We start from the raw sequence: 18342 nt of genomic DNA, 5'->3' as shown, positions 1-18342 counted from the left end.
GGTGAACATCGCAACAGACGGGCGCAACCCCTCGCTGCTGCAGTACGTGCTGCGCGGCGTCGCCTTCCTGCTGGTCCTGCTCGTGATCTTCGTGCTGCTGTTCATGCGGTACCAGGGCACCTTCAGCAAGACGGTCGCCGTGACCGCCGATCTCGTCGACGTCGGTGACGGTCTGACGACGGGCGCAGACGTCCGGTTCAACGGGCTCATCGTGGGCTCGGTGAAGTCGATCTCGGTCGCCGACACCGGCGACGAGGTCGACGCGGCGAAGGTGATCAAGAACGTCGACATCGACATCGTGCCCGCGCAGGCGGAGGGCATCCCGGCTTCGGTGACCGCGCGGACCGTGCCGTCGAACCTGTTCGGCGTCAACTCCGTCGAGCTGGTGAAGCCCGCCGAGGCGGGGACCGAACGACTCGAATCGGGCGACACGATTCCCGCGGACAAGTCCCTCGAGACGATCAAACTCCAGGATGCGCAGAACGAGTTGAGCGCCATCCTCGACGCGGTGCCGCCGGAGGAATTGGCCCAGGTGCTCGGCGTCGTCGCCGACGCACTCAAGGGCGGCGGTTCGGTGTTCGGCTCGTTCGTCGGCGTGCTGCGCAACTACTTCGACTCGATCAACGCCCAGTTCCCGCCGGGGGCACCGCCGGGATTCGACAACTTCGACGCGGCGATCAGCGGCCTCGCGGAGTCCGCGCCGGAACTGCTCGACGCCCTGGGCCGCAGCGTGATCCCGGCGGTGACCCTCGCCGAGAAGCAACGCGACCTCGCGGCGCTGCTGTCCGGCAGCCAGGGACTGCTCGACCAGACCCAGTTGATGTTCGCCCGTAACGGCAACGGCGGTCAGCGACTCGTCACCGACCTGAACCGCATGCTCGGTGCCACGGTCCTCGAACCGAATTCGTTGCCGCAGGCCGTCATCGCGCTCAACAACCTGGCCGCTCGGGTGCTGACCGTCTTCACCGGTACCAACGGGCACGTCCAGCTCAACATCGGCGTCAGCTTCGGTGCGTTCGTGCGCTACACCCGGCAGAATTGCCCCGTGTACAACGGCGGTCCGTACGGGACGCTGCGCGGCCCGGGCTGTGTCGGGCCGGGAACCGGTACCGGACCGACGATGTCGGGTCCGCTGCAGATCTACCCGTCCGACGGCATGCGCAAGAACCGGCCGGTGGGCATGGTGACCACCGACTCCGACAACAAGACCCTCGGCGCGGTGCTGCGCCGGGAGCCGTCGGCCGCCGACACGATCATGCTCGGGCCGCTGGTCCAGTCGCTCGACGCACGTGACGCTGCCACAGACCAGGGAGGGGGACGATGAGCGCGGCCTCGGGTTCGATCCGCAAACCGTTGATCGGCTTCACGATCTTCGGCCTCGTCGCGTTGCTCGTGACGTACGTGATCTTCTCGACTCTCGAACGATCGGTGTCGGGATCGACGAACAGCTACTCGACGTTCTTCACCGACGCGTCGGGTCTCGCCGCCGGCGACGACGTTCGCATGGCCGGCGTCCGGGTCGGGCGCGTCGACAAGATCGAACTCGACAACGGGCGCGCCCGAGTCGAATTCGAGGTGCAGAACGATCAGCAGGTCTACACCAACACACGTTCCGCGATCCGCTATCAGAACCTGATCGGTCAGCGGTACCTGAACCTGACGCTGGTCGAGGGCCGGGACAGCAGGCCGCTCGCACCCGGGTCGACGCTGGAGTTGCCGTCTGAGGACTCCTTCGACGTCACCAAGCTCCTCGCCGGGTTCCAGCCGGTGTTCGAGACTCTCGACGCCGAGCAGGTCAACGCGCTGTCGCAGGGTCTCCTCGAGGCCTTCCAGGGCAATTCGGTGTCGCTGAGCTACACGGTCGCCGAAGTGGGCCGGCTCGCCGAGGACACCGCCAACCGCGACGTCGTGCTCGGTGCGATCATCAACAACCTGAGCACCGTGATGCGTGACCTCTCGCGTCAGGGCGGTCAGCTCGGCACGGTGATCGAGTCCATGTCGGCTCTGATCGCCAATCTCAACTCGAACTCGGCGGCCTTCGGCAGCGCGGTCTCCGACATCGGCCGGACCGCAAGTGGTTTCGCCGACGTCCTGAGCCGTAGCCGGGACAGCCTCGCCGACGCCGCGACGAACGGTCGGATCGCCACCAACACGCTGATCCAGAACGGCTCCAAGCTCGACCGGATGGCCGTCGACGCACCGATCTTCCTCGGTCACTTCCCGATGGTGCTCGGAGAGGGCAACTACCTGAACATCTACGCCTGCGACCTCGACGTCGCGATCGGCGATGTCCTGCTGCCGCCGGGGATCTTCAACAAGATCGGCGGCACGAATCACTCGGTGGTGTGCCGATGAACTGGTTCCGCAAGAAGTTTCGCAGCAACACGCGCGTCTGGTACGGGGTGATCGGCGCAGTCGTCATCGTCGCGCTCCTGCTGGGTGTGACGGCACTGGCCGGCGCGCACCTCGGCAAGCAGACGCTCACCGCGGACTTCGCCCAGGCGGGCGGAATCCGGCCGGGTGACAAGGTCCGCGTGGCCGGCATCGACATCGGCGAGGTCACCGACACCGAACTCGCGGGCAACCACGTCGCGCTCACGATGAAGGTCGACAGCGACGTGAAGGTGACGTCCAACGGGATGGCCGAGATCAAGATGTCGACGCTGCTCGGTCAGCGCTACGTCGATGTGTCGCTGGGGGATTCGCCCGACGAGGCGCCCGACGGCCACATCGAACGCACCGCGGTGCCCTACGACCTGAACCGCACCATCGAAGAAGGTGCGCCGATCCTGACCGGCATCGACGACCAGACCCTCTCGCAGAGCATCCGCACGCTCAACCGTCAGCTTGCCGGCGTTCCCGCCATCACCGAGCCGACCTTCGAGGCCCTGACGCAGATGTCCGAGGTGATCACCAACCGCAAGGACCAGATCAACCAGCTGATCGCCGACACCAAGACGATCACCACCATCGTCAACGACAACCAGGCACAGCTCGCGGTGATCGTCGGCCAGGGACGCGACCTGACCCAGAAGATCGTCGCCCGTGAGGAATTGGTGACCCGCCTGCTCGACGGCATCGCCGAACTCACCGAACAGGCCAGTGCCGTCGCGGGGGAGAACGCCAACCAGTTCGCCCCGATCATGGCCAACCTCAACACGATCACGCAGGGTCTCGAGAAGAACCGCAACAACCTGCGCAAGCTCCTGGAGATCCTGCCCGTGACGGCTCGTCTGACCAACAACATCATCGGCGACGGGCCGTACGCGAACGGCTATCTGCCCTGGGGCATCTTCCCCGACAACTGGCTCTGCCTGGCCAAGGTGGTGGACGGATGCTGAACCCGCAGAAGCTGCGTCGTTCGACGCTCCTCGTGTGCATCTCGCTGCTCGGCATCCTGGGACTGTCCGGGTGTTCGATGATCCCGGGCAGCTGGAAGGCTGCCTTCGGGCAGGCGATCGAGGTCACCGCATACTTCGACAACGTCGCCGGCCTCTACGTCAGCAACGACGTCGCGGTGCTCGGCATGCCGGTCGGTCAGGTGACCGCCGTGGAGCCGCAGGGTGATCGGGTCAAGGTCACCATGACCATCGACAACGACGTGCCGGTACCCGCCGACGCCACGGCAGCCATCGTCAACACCTCCATCGTGACCACGCGCCACGTCGAGCTGTCGCCCGCCTACGAGGGCGGGCCGAAGCTCGAGGACGGCTCGGTGCTGAAGGAGACCAAGGCCCCGGTGTCCGTCGGCGAACTGTTCGACGCCATCGACGGTCTCGTCGTGTCGCTGAAGGGCGAGGGCCCCGGCCCCGGACCCCTGGCGGACATGATCGACATCACCTCCGGGATCGCCACCGGCAACGGCGAGGAGATCCGCGCCGCCCTCGAGCAGCTGGGCCAGGCGTCGGATGTGGTGGCGGGCAACAGCGATGCGCTCGTCGACATCATCGAGACCATCGAGGGCCTGAGCACCACGCTGGTGAAGAACTACCCCAAGATGACGGCGTTCTCGAAGTCGGTCAACGAGGTGTCCGAGCTGCTCGGCGCCCAGTCGCCCGGTCTCGTCGCCACCATGCGCAACCTGAACCAGACGCTGCAGAACACCACGGCGTTCCTGCAGAACAACACCAACACCATCTCGGTCTCCTTCGATCGGCTCGCGGCGCTGACCGCCAATCTGAGCGACTACTCGCGGCAGGTGGTGGAGACCATCGACGTCGGTCCGCTGCTCTTCCAGAACCTGAGCAACTCGATCTCCGCCGAGCAGGGCGCCTGGCGTGCCCAGGTGCTGTTGGACAAGTCGCTCGTCGACAACGAGTTGCTCGCCAAGTTCTGTGAGGCGATCAACCTGCAGAAGGACGGCTGCCGCACGGGCAAGCTGAAGGATTTCGGTCCGGACATGGGCATCTACTCCGCGATGCTGGAGCTGACGAAATGAGAGCGGTGACAAGCGCATCCCTGGGTCGCACGGTCGCCGGCCCGGCCCGGCGCCGCACCCGCATCAGACGCGGCGCGGTGACGGCGTTTCTGCTCAGTGCCCTGATGGGGCTCACCGGATGTGGCCTGCTGCCCGGCCTGACCGTCGAGCAGATCCCGCTGCCGGCACCCGGTGGTATCGGCGAATCGATCAGGCTGACGGCGAACTTCGACAACGCGCTGAACCTGCCGACCCGCGCGAAGGTCAAGCTCAGCGGCACCGACGTGGGACAGGTCGACTCCATCGTCGCCAAGGACTACTCCGCCATCGTCACGATGGACGTCAGCAAGAAGACGAAACTGCCCGTCGGTACGGGCGCCGAACTCCGGCAGGCGACTCCGCTCGGTGACGTGTTCGTGGCGCTTCTGCCGCCGCCGAACGCCGAGAAGGGCTTCATGGTCGACGGGGACACCCTGACCGGACCCACCTCCGCGGCGGCGACGGTCGAGGACCTGCTCATCAGCATGAGCGGTGTGGTCGACAGCGGTTCGCTGAACTCGCTCACGGTCATCCTGACCGAACTCAGCGCCGCGGTCGCGACCAATCCGTCCGACCTCAACGGCGCGATCCGCGGTCTGACGACCGGCATCCGCAAGCTGAACCAGAGTTCGGCGCAGGTCGACCGGTCGCTGGAGAACACGCGGATCCTGACCGGCGAACTGTCCGACGGCAGAGCCCAGATCATGGCGTCGATCAACAAACTCGGCCCTGCGCTCGAGTCGCTGAACGGTCAGATCGGTTCGATCCTCACCACTCTGGACAAGACCCAGCAGGTGACCTCGGCGACCAATGACTTCCTCCGCACCGATCAGGACAACCTCGTCGAGATGCTCGGACATCTGTCGACGGTGCTGGCGGGTCTGCGGCAGGCGGCGGGTCCGCTCGGTTCGCTGGCCGACAACCTGCACACACTGACCCCCAAGTGGATCAAGTCCACGCCGGGTAGTGCGGCTGCAGTGTCGTCGAAGGTGTACTGGCTCAACCCGGGTGTCGGATTCGACTCGGCGAGCAGGCTTCCCGAACTCGAGGACGTCGATTCGGGTTCGGCGGCGCTCCAGCAGACGCTCACGCGGTTGCTGGCCCGACTCACCGGAACCAAGGGGTGCTGCGGATGAGCGGCGTATTCGGTTTCCTCCGCAAGCACTCGGTGCTCGTCGGCAACATCGGGCTCGTCCTGGTCATGGTCATCGGGCTCGGCTATCTGGCGCTCGGCACGCTGCGCTGGGAACCCTTCGCGGACAAGTACAAGCTGACCATCGAGTTCCCCATCTCCGGTGGCCTGCAGGAGACCTCGGGCGTCACCCTCCGCGGAGCGCGCATCGGCGAGGTCGACACCATCCGCGTGGAACCGGATTCGGTGACGGTGAAGGTCTCGATCGACGACCGGTACAAGATCAACCGGAACACCGAGGTCGCGGCGCTGGGGTTGTCGGCGGCCGGCGAGCAGTACGTCGACTTCCAGCCGACCACCACGGAAGGGCCATACCTGAAGGACGGCGACGTGATCAACGCCGGCCAGACCAAGGTCACCGTGCCGTTCTCCGATCTTCTCGAGTCCTCCCTGGAACTCATCCAGCAGATCGACCCGGCCGAACTCCGTTCGGCCGTGGACAATCTGAAGGTCGCCCTGTACTCCGAGGACGGCTCCAACGATCTGAAGGTGCTGTTCGACTCGGGCGGCACGATCTTCGCGCGGCTGTACACCGCCCTGCCCGAGACGACGAAGCTGATCCAGAACGCGGGCACCATCTTCGAGACGACCGCGGACATCCAGCCCGACTTCGGGACCACCGTGTCGTCGTTGAGCGACCTGATCAACGCCGCCGCGGCCTCCGACAAGGAACTGCGCACGTTGCTCGATCGCGGCCCGTCGCAGATGACGAGCCTCGCCGGTTCGATCAACCAGCTGACCGATCCGGTGACCGATGTGATGAAGCAGTTCCTCGACATCGCCGAGCAGGGTGCGCTGCGCGCGCCGGCGCTCGCGACGTTGATGCCGTCGATCCGGGACGCGAGCGTCAAGAGCCTCACCATGTTCCACGACGGTGCGTGGTGGGCGTTCGGTTCGGTGTACCCGCGGCCGAGCTGCAACTACCCGGTCACCCCGCGCCGGCCGACCCAAGTCCTCGAGCTGACCATCCCGACCAATCTGTACTGTGTGACCGAGGATCCGAACATGCAGATCCGTGGCTCGGCCAACGCACCACGACCGCCGGGCGACGACACCGCAGGGCCGCCACCGGGTTACGACCCGAACGCCCGCACGGTGCCGCTCGACAAATGACGACCAGACAAGTTGTGTGACCTGTACATGACAGACCGTGAGAACCCAGATCTCGAGAAGACCGACGGCACTGCCGACGAGGAGATCAGCACCGAGAAGACCGGCACCGAGAAGCCGGCCACGAGCGCTCCCGCGACTCCGCGCGGAAAGCCGGCTCGTCGCACCGGTTCCGGTGCGGCGGTGAGTGACCCCGAGTCCGAGCCCCGGACCGCGGATGCCGGCAAGAAAGAGTTCTCGCTGACGGTGACGTCTAGCGGGCTCAAGCGCGCGCTCGGTGTGCTCGTGGTCGTCGCCCTGATCGCGGCCGGTGTGTTCCTCGGCTGGCGGACCTACACGCTGCAGAGCGAGGCGAATGCCTTCGCCGACGCGAAGACCGCCTCGGCCGACTTCGTCACCAAGCTGGTGACGACCCTCAACGCCGACAACGCGGGGAACTCCAAGGAACTGCTCGGTCCGCTGTCGACCGGTGAACTGAGGCAGCGCCTCGAGCAGGAACGCGCCGACACCGAGCAGAACGTCGAGGCGCTCAAGATCGAGGTGTCGTCGAAGATCAGCGTCGTCGCCGTCGAGACGGTCGAGAAGGACTCCGCAGAGACGGTCGTGATGGCCGAGGTGACCGGGCGCAGCGTCAAACTCCCCAGCGGGGGAACCAGTCTCATGGTGTTCCGCCTCGATCTGAACAAGGAAGACGGCAAGTGGCTGGTGTCGAAGGTCGACGGTCCGCCCGGTAGCCCGAGCGGTCAGATCGACCCGTCGCAGTCGCTCCCCGGTGCCGGTGGTGCACCCGCGCCTGCGCCGACTCCCGCACCGGCACCCAACCCCGGCGGCTAGCTCAAACCCCGCGTCCCCGGACGAGGATCGCCACCGGGTGCGCGGATCTCGCGGTGGCGAGATCGACGATGTCGGTGTGGATCACGCCGCTCCGGACGTCCCGCCACGCGCCGGCCGGCAACCCGACGACGGTGCCGACCGCAGAATCGGGATCGAGGCTGTGGGTGAACCGTGCGGTGATCACCACGACCTCGGGAACGTCTCCCGCGCTGCGGGCGAAGGCGACGGCGTGGTCGGAGGCGGGACCGTCGGCGGGCAGTCGGTGATAGGAGCTCGACGCGCCGAACGCCTCCGGGTGCGCGGCACGGACCTCGAGCGCCGTCCGCACCAGTTCGGTCTTCGGGTGGTCGAGGGACTGATCGAAGTCCACCGGCCGCCGGTTGTCCGGGTCGACGAGTGAGTCCTCCCACCATTCGGTGCCTTGGTAGATGTCCGGGACGCCGGGGCCGAGGAGGGCGATGGCCTTGCGGGCCAGGCTCTCCTGCTGCCACGCGGATGCGGTCCGGGCGACCAGCTCGCTCACCGCGGCCGCGATCGGGCCGGTCGTGACCTGGGTGATCCACTTCTCGATCGCGGCTTCGAAGTCCTCGTCGACTTCCGTCCAGGTGGTGCGGAGTCCGGCCTCGCGGGCTGCCTTGCGGGCGTAGTCGACGAGACGGATCCGCAGTTCGTCGGTGACCTCACCATCGGCCGGCCACACCCCGAAGATGTTCTGCAGCAGGAAATAGCACGTCAGGTTGTCGGGGATGTCGGTGCCCAGCCAGACGCGTTCGATGAGCAGCGACCACCGCTCGGGAACCTGGGAGAGAAGCGCGATCCGGGCGCGGACGTCCTCGCCGCGTTTGGTGTCGTGGGTCGACGTGGCCGTCATCGCCAGCGGCCAGCGGCGGGACCGTTCGGTGTTGTGATGATGGAATTCGGTGAGCGACATCGACGGATTGGCCGGATCGCCACCCACCTCCTGCGCCGAGACGAGTCGGGCGGTGCGGTAGAAGAGACTGTCCTCGACGCTCTTCGCGGTGACCGCACCACACGTCTGCGCCAGGCGTGAGGCGGCGGCGCCGGGACTCCGGGTCTCCTGGACGATGGCGTCGAGCGCTCTTGTCAGCGACGGCTTCTCGGCCGCGATCCGCACGGCGGTCGTCTCCAGGCGCGGTCGCAGCGACGGATAGTCGGCCCGATAGACGCCGAGGGCGGCGATGAGTTCGGCGCATCCCTCGGCGATCGCGTCGGAGTCGGCGGCCGGGTCGGAGTGGGTGATCGCGCGCACCAGACGTCGCAGTTCGGTGGGGAAGGAGTCGCGCAGAATCGTCAGCTTGCGCTGGTGTTCCACCGTCGCGAACCACTGTGCGTCACCGGTGTCGCCGGTGACGTGTTCGTTGAGCTCGGTGAGCTGGACGACGCCCGACGGCGCGACGAACAGCGCGTCGATGACCCGCATCTGGTCGTAGCCGGTGGTGCCCTCGACGGGGAGCGTCGGTTCGAGGGGTTCGTCCGGGGCCAGGATCTTCTCGATGTAGATCAGCCGGTCGTCGCCGACGTCGGCGCGGAGCCGGTGGAGGTACTGCTGGGGGTCCCACAGTCCGTCCGGATGGTCGACGCGCACACCGTCGACGAGGTCCTCGGCGATGAGCTCCCGCAGCCACTCGTGTGTGGCGTCGTAGACGACCGGGTCCTCCTGCCGGAGACCGGCGAGTTCGTTGACGGTGAAGAACCGGCGATATCCGATCAGTCCGCTGTTCCACGGCACGAGCTTGTAGTGCTGGCGCGCATGGATTTCCGCGGCGGTGCCGTCCTCGGTCCCGGGTGCGACCGGGAATGCGTGGTCGTAGTAGCGCAGGTTGCCCTGCTCGTCGATCTCGAGCGGACTCAGGTCGCCGTCGGCGGCCACGACGGGAAGCGCGATCTTGCCGCCGGCACCGTTGTCGTCGCTCAGGTCGACGTCGAAATAGGAGGCGTAGGGCGAATGGGGGCCGTGACGTAGCAGGTCCGCGAACCACGGATTGGCGAGCGCATCCGCCACACCGGTGTGGTTGGGGACGATGTCGATGACGAGTCCGAGTCCGCGTTCGGTTGCGGCCCTGCGGAGCTCGCGGAGACCGTCGATGCCTCCCAGGATGTCGGACACGGCCGGCGGCGGTAGCCAGTCGTAGCCGTGGGTCGAACCGGCGGCAGCGGTGCCGATGGGGGACAGGTAGACGTGACTGATCCCGAGGTCGACGAGATGGTCGAGGGTCCCCACGACGTCGGCGAACCCGAAGTCGCCGTTGAGCTGGAAGCGGTAGGTGGCCCGTGGCGTCGGACGTGCGTTCATCGTGTCTGTACTCACCGTTGTCAGGACGTTTTCCGCAGCACGAGTACGGACCGGCCGCCGACCGTGACCGAATCACCGGACACCGCAGTCAGATCCGAGTCGCCGGACGGATGCGTGGTGTCGAGCTCGCCGACCCATTCGAGCCCGTACTGCTCCGGCGGGAGGTGGAAGTCGATGGGCTCGTAGTGGGCGTTGAAACAGATGAAGAACGAGTCGTCGACGACCCACTCGCCGCGTTCGTCCTTCTCGCCGAGCCCCTTCCCGTTGAGGAATACCGCGAGACTCTTCCCGAAACCGCTGTCCCAGTCGGCGGAGGTCATCTCCACGCCCGCCGGGGTGAGCCACGCGATGTCGAGGGACTGGTCTCCCCACCGGATCGGCTTGCCGCCGAAGAAGCGTCGGCGACGGAACACCGGATGCTTCGTGCGCAGTGCGATGGCCTTGCGGGTGAAGTCCAGGAGGTCGGCGTTCTCCTCCGCGAGCGACCAGTCCATCCAGGACAACTCCGAGTCCTGGCAGTACACGTTGTTGTTGCCCTGCTGGGTGCGGCCGATCTCGTCCCCGTGCGCGAGCATCGGCGTCCCCTGCGACAGGAAGAGGGTCGCGAGGATGTTGCGCTGCTGCCGGGCCCGCAACTCGTTGATCTCGGGATCGTCGGTCGGACCCTCGACGCCGCAGTTCCAGGACCGGTTGTGGCTCTCGCCGTCGTGATTGTCCTCGCCGTTGGCCGCATTGTGTTTCTCGTTGTACGACACCAGGTCCCGCAGCGTGAAACCGTCATGGGCGATGACGAAGTTGATGCTGGCCAGCGGACGTCGGCCAGTCGCCTCGTAGAGGTCCGACGACCCGGTCAGCCTGGAGGCGAACTCGCCCAGCGTCGACGGTTCTCCGCGCCAGTAGTCGCGGACGGTGTCACGGTACTTCCCGTTCCACTCGGTCCACAGCGGCGGGAAGTTCCCGACCTGGTATCCGCCCTCGCCGACGTCCCATGGCTCCGCGATCAGCTTGACCTGGCTCACCACCGGATCCTGTTGCACCAGATCGAAGAATGCCGAGAGGCGGTCGACATCGTGGAGTTCGCGCGCCAGCGTCGACGCCAGGTCGAAACGGAAGCCGTCGACGTGCATCTCCAGGATCCAGTAGCGCAGTGAGTCCATGATGAGCTGCAGGGTGTGCGGGTGCCGGCCGTTGAGGCTGTTGCCGGTTCCCGTGTAATCCATGTACATCTCGGGGTTGCCGTCGACGAGGCGGTAGTAGGCCGCGTTGTCGATGCCGCGGAAGGAGATCGTCGGACCCATGTGGTTGCCCTCGGCGGTGTGGTTGTAGACCACGTCGAGGATGACCTCGATATCGGCGTTGTGGAACTCCCGTACCATCGCCTTGAACTCGGTCACCGCGCTGGCGGGCTGATCGGGATTCGACGAATACTCGATGTGCGGCGCGAGGAATCCGAAGGTGTTGTACCCCCAGTAGTTTCGCAGCCCTTGGTCGCGGAGGACGAAATCCTGCATGAACTGGTGTACCGGCATCAGTTCGATCGCGGTGATGCCCAACGACTTCAGATGGTCGATGATCACCGGATGGCACAGGCCCGCGTAGGTGCCGCGAAGGTGTTCGGGTACACCGGGATGGGTGGCGGTCATGCCCTTGACGTGGGCTTCGTAGATCACCGTCTGGTGGTAGGGCCGGTTGGGCGATCGGTCGTTCTGCCAGTCGAAATACGGGTTGATGACCACCGAGACCATCGTGTGTCCCAGCGAGTCCAGTGCGGGCATCGGGTTCTCGACCGAGGGCGGGTCCGTCGGAAGAGGTTCGGAATCAACCGTTTCCACCGCCTCGTCAGCCTCGTCAGCCTCGTCGACCTCGACCTCGTCATCGACATCGGTGGCGGCGCCGTCGGCCTCGTCGTCGGTGTCGACGCCCGCGGCTTCCGTGTTCTCGGAATCGGCGTCGGTGACCTGTGCCTCGTCGTCAGGGGCCGCGTCGAGATCGTCTGCGGTCGGCAGGGGATAGGAGAACAGCGAGGCGTCACCGTCGAAGTCACCGTGAAAAGCCTTGCCGTACGGGTCGAGGAGCAGTTTGCTCGGGTCGCACCGCAGGCCTTGGGCGGGGTCGTAGGGTCCGTGTACGCGGAAGCCGTAGAACTGTCCGGGAACCACGTTCGGCAGGTAGCAGTGCCAGCAGTAGCCGTCGACCTCTTCGAGCCGGATGCGCCGTTCCTTGCCGTCCCGGTCGATGAGGCACAGTTCGACGGCCTCGGCGACCTCGGAGAACAGCGAGAAGTTCGTTCCCGCACCGTCGTAGGTGGCCCCGAGCGGATACGGGGTACCCGGCCACACCGGGATCGGTGCGGGTTCGGGTTCGACGAGCGCTTCGGCCTGGACCGGGTCCGTCGGCATGGGGACCGGCGGCGTTGCCGGGGTGTCGCTCCCTGTCGGTTCCGGCTGCCCTGTCGGTTCCGGCTGTGCTGCTGGGTCCGGTTGTTCACCCGCGGTTGGCGATGCGGTCTTGCCCACCTTCGGAGACGACGTCATGGGTCGACACTAGTCGTGTTGGGTCAGGCGGTCATCTCGGAGAGCGAATCACCGACAAAGCGGGCAGGCTCACCGGCGGAGTCCTGGTGATGTCGTTCGTGATGTGAAAGTTGCAGGTCACGGCACCTGTGGGCCAGTCCAGGGGAGCTGGGCCTCCATCTGGCGGCCGAGTTCGTCCGTGAGACTCCGGACGAACGTCGCCGACAGATGATGTGGGTCCTTGTAAACGGTGATGTTGCCGATGATCGCCGGGCAGAAGTCGTCGGTGCAGATGCCCCTCGACATGTCGAGCGGATGGAAGTCCGGGCGGGTGGCGGCGAGTTCCAGCGCCGGGTCCTCGGGGGCGAGGACGGTGGCGCGGCGCGAACCGCAGCTCTCCGCGTCGCCGCCGTCGGCGAGGCAGATGGGTGTGTCGATGGTGCCCTTGCCGTTCTTCGGCCACGGTGTGTCCCGCATCCCGAACACCGGGACTCCGGCGTCGAGGAAGCGATCGAAGATCGGGGTGTAGTCCGGCGGCACCCAGTCGCCGGGCTGATAGTCGCGCGGGCGCGTCGAGTTGGTGAAGACCGCGTCGGGCTTCTCCGCGATGACCCGGTCGATGACCCGCTGGCCCCAGTCGTAGCACTCGGGGTAGGGGACGCCGCGCTGCTTGGGGATCCGGTTGGTCGACAGCGGGCAACCCATCTTCAGATAGGTCTTGACCTTGAACCCGTTGCGTTTTCCGAGTGTGTCGAGCGCGGAGATCCACATCTCCGAGTGGGAGCCGCCGGCGAGTGCGATGGTGCGGGTGGCGTTGGGGTCACCGTAGACACCGACGTGGATCTCGTTGTCGGTGAAGTCGCTCATGTATCCGTCGGTGGAGGTCTCGGGATAGTCCTGGATCACCTCGAGCGCCGACGGTTGTGGGTCGAGAGCGGGGACCGGCCACCCGTCGAGGAGTGCCCGTGCACCCGGATACGACCGCGGGTCGAGGTTCTTGGTGTCGACGACGATGTTGTCGACGTGGTTCTCCCACACCTTGATGCCGACGCCCGCGACCACGGAGCCGAGCAACAGGATCGACGTCACCACCGCGGTGTAGGACAGCCGGCGTGATCTGCCCTGCCGATTCCCTCGTGCGAGGGCCGCCCGGTCACCGCCGCGGAGCGGGTCCTCGATGTACCGCTTGGTGAGCCAGGCGAGACCGATCGACACCCCGAGGATGCCGACACCCTCGAGGAAGTTCGCGTGGTTCTTGTCGCGCCAGGTGAGGTAGAAGATCAGCAGCGGCCAGTGCCACAGGTACAGCGAGTAGGCGATGGTGCCCAGCCACACCGGCCAGGTGCCGGCCAGCATCCGGTTGACCGCGGGCATCGTGTCCGGGGCGGCGTGTTCGCCTCGCGGCCGCTTCTGCAGCGCGGTCGCACCGGCCCAGATGATGAGCAGCGTCGAACCGACCGGGACCAGCGCCATCGGGCCCGGGTACTCGTTCACGCCGTCGATCCAGAAACCGCAGCTGACGATCAGCGCCAGGGCGACGACGGTGGCGGTGTTGCGCACCCAGTTCGGGACGCGCAGGCTCGGCAGCCAGATCGCCAGCAGACCGCCCGCGAGCGGCTCCCAGAGCCTGGAGAGCGTGGAGTAGTAGTTGTACGGCTGGTTGATGGCCATCCCGCGATGCGCCCACCAGAACGACGCCAGCGCGACGACGAACACCGCGGCGCCGACGAGGAATTTGATTACCCGCGGATCGGCGAACGGGCGCGCGAGGCCGGCGAGGAGCTTGAGGACGCCGGCGAACGCCAGCGCGACGAGCAGCGTCAGGAGGAAGAACTGTCCCTGCATCGACATCGACCAGATGTGCTGCAGCGGGCTGTTCGCCGAACTCGCGGCCAGGTAGTCCTGCGAGTTCAACGCCAGATACCAGTTCTGGTAGTACAGGGCGCTCGCGACGACCTCGTGCCCGATGTTGGCCCAGCGGGTCTGCGGCAGGATCACCACCGTGAGCACCGTGACCGCGAGGAGCACGGTGATCAGTGCGGGCAGCAGGCGTTTCAGGAGTCGTTTCAGGCGCGGCCACGGGTTCAGGGTGTCGCGGAAGGTGACGTTCGGCTTCTGGGCGTAGATCGCATGCCGGAGGAGCGAACCGAGGAAGAAGTATCCCGACAGGGTGAGGAAGACGTCGACACCGCCGGAGACCTTCCCGAACCACACGTGGAAGCAGGCCACGAGGGTGATCGCGATGCCGCGCAGACCGTCGAGGTCCGTGCGGTAGGCGGGGGTCGTCGGCGTCGAGGGGGCCGACTCCGGCGCCACTACTCGAGTCGTCGATGCCACAGAGGAGTCTTTCGGGTCGGGAACGGTTTCGGCCGGGTAGCAATGTACCCGCCGATCCTGTGAATTCTCGACTCAGCGGGCCGCGACACCCGGGTGCGTTGCACTAGTCACCGGCCCGGGTGCGGGCCCCGTCGAGGATGATCGTCAGCCCGTCCACGAACTCGCCGTCGAAGTTCCGTCCCGACGGCCCGGTGACGCCGAGGCGCTCCATCTGTGCACGCGTCTGTTCCTCGATGGTCAGGCCGATGACGAGCTGGCACACGGCGGTGCTGACGGCCTCCGCGTCGCGCAGGGACAGGCTGCCGGCATGCGCAGCCGCGACGATGTCGGCGGTGATGGCCTTGGTGGACAGGCCGCTGGCCCAGCTCGACGACACGACCTCGGCGCTGTCGGGCACGTCGAGCAGGGCGGCGCGCATCCCGGTGGCGAGCAGCTGCAGTCGTTCGTCCCACGCCAGGTCGGAGGCGGGGATCACGACCGCGCCGAGGATGTCGTCGGCGAGTGCCGCCAGCAGGGTCTGTTTGTTGGGGAAATGCCAGTACAGGGCGTTGGGACGCACCCCGAGCTCGGTGGCGAGCCGGCGCATCGACAGGTCGGCCAGGCTGTGCTCGCGCAGGATGTCGCGGGCAGCGCGGAGGACGTCGGTGCGGCTGTTGCTCACGCGGTCAGCGTAGTGACCGGTCGCCGACCGCCTCTCGCGAGCCACCTGTACACCGTCCAGGCCTACCTGTACGGTGTTCAGGAATCCTGGACGGTGTCCAGGCGATCGCGGGGGACAGACAGGAGGAGCGCGCCGTGGACCAGGCCGAGATCAGCCGTGTCGACGCCGAGCACATCTGGCATCCGTACGGGGCGTTGCCCGCGACGACCGAGCCGCTGGTGGTGTCGTCGGCGTCGGGGGTTCACCTCGAACTCGCCGACGGACGGTCGGTGGTCGACGGGATGAGTTCGTGGTGGGCGGCGATCCACGGTTACCGGCACCCGCGCCTCGACGCCGCGGCCGCGGTTCAGATGGGGCGCATGTCGCACGTCATGTTCGGCGGCCTCACCCACGAACCCGCAGCCCGGCTCGCGCAGCTCCTGGTCGAGCTGACCCCCGAACCGCTGCAGAAGGTGTTCTTCTGCGACTCGGGTTCGGTCTCGGTGGAGGTCGCGGTCAAGATGGCGTTGCAGTACTGGCGCAGCCGCGGACAGTCGCGGCGCACCCGGCTGCTGACCTGGCGGGGCGGCTACCACGGCGACACCTTCACGCCGATGAGTGTCTGCGACCCCGACGGCGGCATGCACTCGATGTGGTCGACCGTCCTCGCGCAGCAGGTGTTCGTCGACGCTCCGCCCGCCGACTATCGACCGGAGTACGTGGCCACGCTGGAGACGGCGGTCCGTGAGCACCGCGACGAGCTCGCGGCCGTCATCGTCGAACCGGTCGTCCAGGGCGCCGGCGGTATGCGCTTCCACGATCCCGCATATCTGTCCGCCCTGCGCGACATCTGCGACCGCCACGGCGTCCTGCTGATCTTCGACGAGATCGCCACCGGCTTCGGCCGTACCGGAACGCTCTTCGCCGCCGACGCCGCGCAGGTCGCCCCCGACATCATGTGCGTCGGCAAGGCGCTGACCGGCGGCTACATGACCCTCGCTGCCACGCTGTGCACCTCCCACCTCGCCGAGGTCATCAGCGCCGGCGAGGCCGGCGGTCTCGCCCACGGCCCGACCTTCATGGCCAACCCGCTCGCCTGCGCGGTGGCCGTCGCCGCAATCGAGTTGCTGCTGGAGACGCCCTGGGCCGCACGTGTGGCGGAGATCGGGAAGGGTCTCGCCGACGGCCTGGCGCCGCTGCGGGACCTCGACGGCGTCGTCGATGTCCGGGTACACGGCGCGATCGGGGTCGTCGAGCTCGACCGCCCCGTCGACATGTCTGCGGCGACCGCGGCCGCGATCGCCGCCGGGGCGTGGCTGCGGCCCTTCCGCAATCTCGTCTACACGATGCCGCCGTTCATCTGCACGCCCGACGACGTGGCGACCATCGTGCGCGGGATCTCCGCGGCGGTGCGGGCCACGCTGAGTGAAACATCTTCTGCAACTGCCGAACTCGTGGGGGCGCGGTCATGACCATCACCTCGGGACAGCCGGCCGCCGGTCACGACATCACCTCGGGTGAGGTCGGACTCGGTTGGCTCGCCCGGGCCGCCCGCGACCGCGCCGAGGCCGGGCTGCACCGCGACCCGCACGTGCGTCGCGTCGGTGTCGATGCGATCAATCTCGGATCGAATGACTACCTCGGGCTGTCGACGCACCCCGACGTCGTCGCCGGTGCGCAGGCCGCGGCCGCGCAGTGGGGCGGCGGCTCGACGGCGTCGAGGCTGGTCGTGGGCACCACGCAGGCGCATGTCGACCTGGAGAACGAACTCGCCGACTTCCTGGGTTTCCCTGCCGCGCTGGCCTTCTCCTCTGGCTACCTCGCCAACGTCGGTGCGGTCACCGCGCTCGCCGGTCGCGGCGACCTGATCGTGAGCGACACCGGAAGTCATGCATCGCTGATCGACGGGTGCCGCCTGTCCCGGGCTCGTGTGGTCGTCGTCGACCGCGGCGATCACGACGCCGTCCGCGCGGCACTGGCCGAACGCACCGAGGAGCGTGCTCTGGTCGTCACCGACTCGGTGTACAGCATCGACGGCGAACCGGCCCCGGTCGCCGACCTGTACGCGGCTGCTCGCGCACACGGTGCGACGCTGCTCGTCGACGAGGCCCACGCCGTCGGCGTCCGTGGTCCCGGTGGGCGCGGACTGGTTGCCGAACAAGGACTTTCCGGTGCCCCGGACCTCGTGGTCACCACGGTCCTGTCCAAGTCGTTCGGATCGCAGGGCGGAGTTGTCCTCGGGCCGGAGATCCTGCGGTCGCATCTGATCGACTGCGCGCGGCCCATGATCTTCGACACCGGACTCAATCCGGCGGCGGTCGGCGCGGCGCGGGCCGCCCTGCGAATCCTGCGGGCCGACCCTGCGCTGCCGGACCGGTTGCGGGACAACGCTCGCCACCTCGCCCGCGCTTGCGGCGCCGATGAGCCCGCCGCCGCGGTGATCTCGATCATCGTCGGCGACCCGCAACAGGCCGTCGACGCGGCCGCGGCCTGTCGTGACCGGGGCGTCCTCGTCGGTTGCTTCCGCCCGCCGTCGGTCCCGCCGGGCACGTCCCGTCTGCGCATCACCGTGCGCGCCGACCTCGACGCCGCGACCCTCGACCACGTCGCCGAGGTCGTCGACGCCGCGCTGCGTGAGGTGGGTGCACGATGACCTCACCGACCCCGCCACCGGCACGCGGGCGCGTCCTCGCCGTCACCGGCACCTCGACCGACGTCGGCAAGACGGTCGTCACCGCCGCGCTCGCGGCAGCCTCCTCGCTCCCTGAGGTGCGAGGAGCGCACGCGGCAGCTCCTTCGCTCCCTGAGGTGCGAGGAGCGCAAGCGACGAGCCACGAAGGGCCGGCGACCGGACCGCCCCGCGCAGCCCCGTCGCTCCCTGAGGTGCGAGGAGTGCACGCGGCAGCTCCCTCGCTCCCTGAGGTGCGAGGAGCGCTGGCGGCAGCT

The 18342-nt window shown here is 67.4% G+C and carries 13 protein-coding genes; 9 read left to right on the top strand and 4 right to left on the bottom strand.

The features are described from left to right. The first annotated feature begins 1 nt into the window (after window position 1). The 7 genes from BLU62_RS09975 to BLU62_RS09945 are packed head-to-tail and all read left to right on the top strand — an operon-like array spanning window position 2 to window position 7592. Entirely contained in the window at window positions 2–1324 is a 1323-nt protein-coding gene (locus BLU62_RS09975) for an MlaD family protein (RefSeq protein ID WP_074849329.1), read from the top strand. Then, complete coding sequence (locus BLU62_RS09970; protein WP_074849328.1) at window positions 1321–2355, top strand: MCE family protein; 1035 nt, start codon at window positions 1321–1323, stop codon at window positions 2353–2355. Before BLU62_RS09975 ends, BLU62_RS09970 begins: the two co-directional genes overlap by 4 nt. Continuing rightward, window positions 2352–3341 (top strand): MCE family protein, encoded by a 990-nt coding sequence (locus BLU62_RS09965; protein WP_074852808.1) that lies wholly within the window; start codon window positions 2352–2354, stop codon window positions 3339–3341. Before BLU62_RS09970 ends, BLU62_RS09965 begins: the two co-directional genes overlap by 4 nt. Then, the gene (locus tag BLU62_RS09960; RefSeq protein ID WP_074849327.1) at window positions 3335–4438 is read left to right on the top strand and encodes an MCE family protein; all 1104 of its coding nucleotides are present in this window, start codon (window positions 3335–3337) and stop codon (window positions 4436–4438) included. Before BLU62_RS09965 ends, BLU62_RS09960 begins: the two co-directional genes overlap by 7 nt. Continuing rightward, window positions 4435–5592 carry an MlaD family protein gene (locus tag BLU62_RS09955; RefSeq protein WP_208863621.1) on the top strand — a complete coding sequence of 386 codons (1158 nt, stop codon included), beginning with the start codon at window positions 4435–4437 and terminating at the stop codon, window positions 5590–5592. Before BLU62_RS09960 ends, BLU62_RS09955 begins: the two co-directional genes overlap by 4 nt. Beyond that, window positions 5589–6761, top strand: a complete 1173-nt coding sequence (locus BLU62_RS09950; RefSeq protein WP_074852809.1) for an MlaD family protein — start codon at window positions 5589–5591, stop codon at window positions 6759–6761. Before BLU62_RS09955 ends, BLU62_RS09950 begins: the two co-directional genes overlap by 4 nt. Window positions 6762–6788: 27 nt before the next feature. Continuing rightward, a complete protein-coding gene (locus tag BLU62_RS09945; RefSeq protein WP_074849325.1) occupies window positions 6789–7592 on the top strand; it encodes a hypothetical protein in 804 nt (267 codons plus the stop codon). Window position 7593: 1 nt separating this feature from the next. On the opposite strand, the gene treY is transcribed toward BLU62_RS09945, so the two are convergent. From treY to BLU62_RS09925, 4 genes are all read right to left on the bottom strand, one after another. Beyond that, complete coding sequence (gene treY / locus BLU62_RS09940) at window positions 7594–9906, bottom strand: malto-oligosyltrehalose synthase (protein WP_074849324.1); 2313 nt, start codon at window positions 9904–9906, stop codon at window positions 7594–7596. A 20-nt stretch (window positions 9907–9926) separates the two neighbouring features. Then, a complete protein-coding gene (gene glgX, locus BLU62_RS09935) occupies window positions 9927–12440 on the bottom strand; it encodes a glycogen debranching protein GlgX (RefSeq protein ID WP_074849323.1) in 2514 nt (837 codons plus the stop codon). A 117-nt stretch (window positions 12441–12557) separates the two neighbouring features. Next, entirely contained in the window at window positions 12558–14735 is a 2178-nt protein-coding gene (locus tag BLU62_RS09930) for an acyltransferase family protein (protein ID WP_074849322.1), read from the bottom strand. A gap of 124 nt (window positions 14736–14859) precedes the next feature. Beyond that, window positions 14860–15417: a TetR family transcriptional regulator gene (locus BLU62_RS09925; RefSeq protein ID WP_074852807.1), complete on the bottom strand. Its 558-nt coding sequence runs from the start codon at window positions 15415–15417 to the stop codon at window positions 14860–14862. A 134-nt stretch (window positions 15418–15551) separates the two neighbouring features. On the opposite strand from BLU62_RS09925, the gene BLU62_RS09920 reads away from it, so the two are divergent. Next, window positions 15552–16868, top strand: coding sequence for an adenosylmethionine--8-amino-7-oxononanoate transaminase (locus BLU62_RS09920; protein ID WP_074849321.1), 1317 nt, complete (start codon window positions 15552–15554; stop codon window positions 16866–16868). Further along, window positions 16865–18049: an 8-amino-7-oxononanoate synthase gene (locus BLU62_RS09915; protein WP_074849320.1), complete on the top strand. Its 1185-nt coding sequence runs from the start codon at window positions 16865–16867 to the stop codon at window positions 18047–18049. Before BLU62_RS09920 ends, BLU62_RS09915 begins: the two co-directional genes overlap by 4 nt. Window positions 18050–18342 lie beyond the last annotated feature (293 nt).

Origin of the sequence: Gordonia westfalica, assembly GCF_900105725.1 — a bacterium.
In the GTDB taxonomy this organism is placed as follows: domain Bacteria; phylum Actinomycetota; class Actinomycetes; order Mycobacteriales; family Mycobacteriaceae; genus Gordonia; species Gordonia westfalica.
This window is presented reverse-complemented; position numbering and strand designations above follow the sequence as displayed.

Bases quoted from the DNA above. Each gene is read 5' to 3' on its own strand.
- BLU62_RS09945 (WP_074849325.1), top strand. From the start codon at position 6,789: ATGACAGACCGTGAGAACCCAGATCTCGAGAAGACCGACGGCACTGCC.
- BLU62_RS09955 (WP_208863621.1), top strand. From the start codon at position 4,435: ATGAGAGCGGTGACAAGCGCATCCCTGGGTCGCACGGTCGCCGGCCCG.
- BLU62_RS09950 (WP_074852809.1), top strand. From the start codon at position 5,589: ATGAGCGGCGTATTCGGTTTCCTCCGCAAGCACTCGGTGCTCGTCGGC.
- glgX (WP_074849323.1), bottom strand. From the start codon at position 12,440: ATGACGTCGTCTCCGAAGGTGGGCAAGACCGCATCGCCAACCGCGGGT.
- treY (WP_074849324.1), bottom strand. From the start codon at position 9,906: ATGAACGCACGTCCGACGCCACGGGCCACCTACCGCTTCCAGCTCAAC.
- BLU62_RS09915 (WP_074849320.1), top strand. From the start codon at position 16,865: ATGACCATCACCTCGGGACAGCCGGCCGCCGGTCACGACATCACCTCG.
- BLU62_RS09960 (WP_074849327.1), top strand. From the start codon at position 3,335: ATGCTGAACCCGCAGAAGCTGCGTCGTTCGACGCTCCTCGTGTGCATC.
- BLU62_RS09970 (WP_074849328.1), top strand. From the start codon at position 1,321: ATGAGCGCGGCCTCGGGTTCGATCCGCAAACCGTTGATCGGCTTCACG.
- BLU62_RS09965 (WP_074852808.1), top strand. From the start codon at position 2,352: ATGAACTGGTTCCGCAAGAAGTTTCGCAGCAACACGCGCGTCTGGTAC.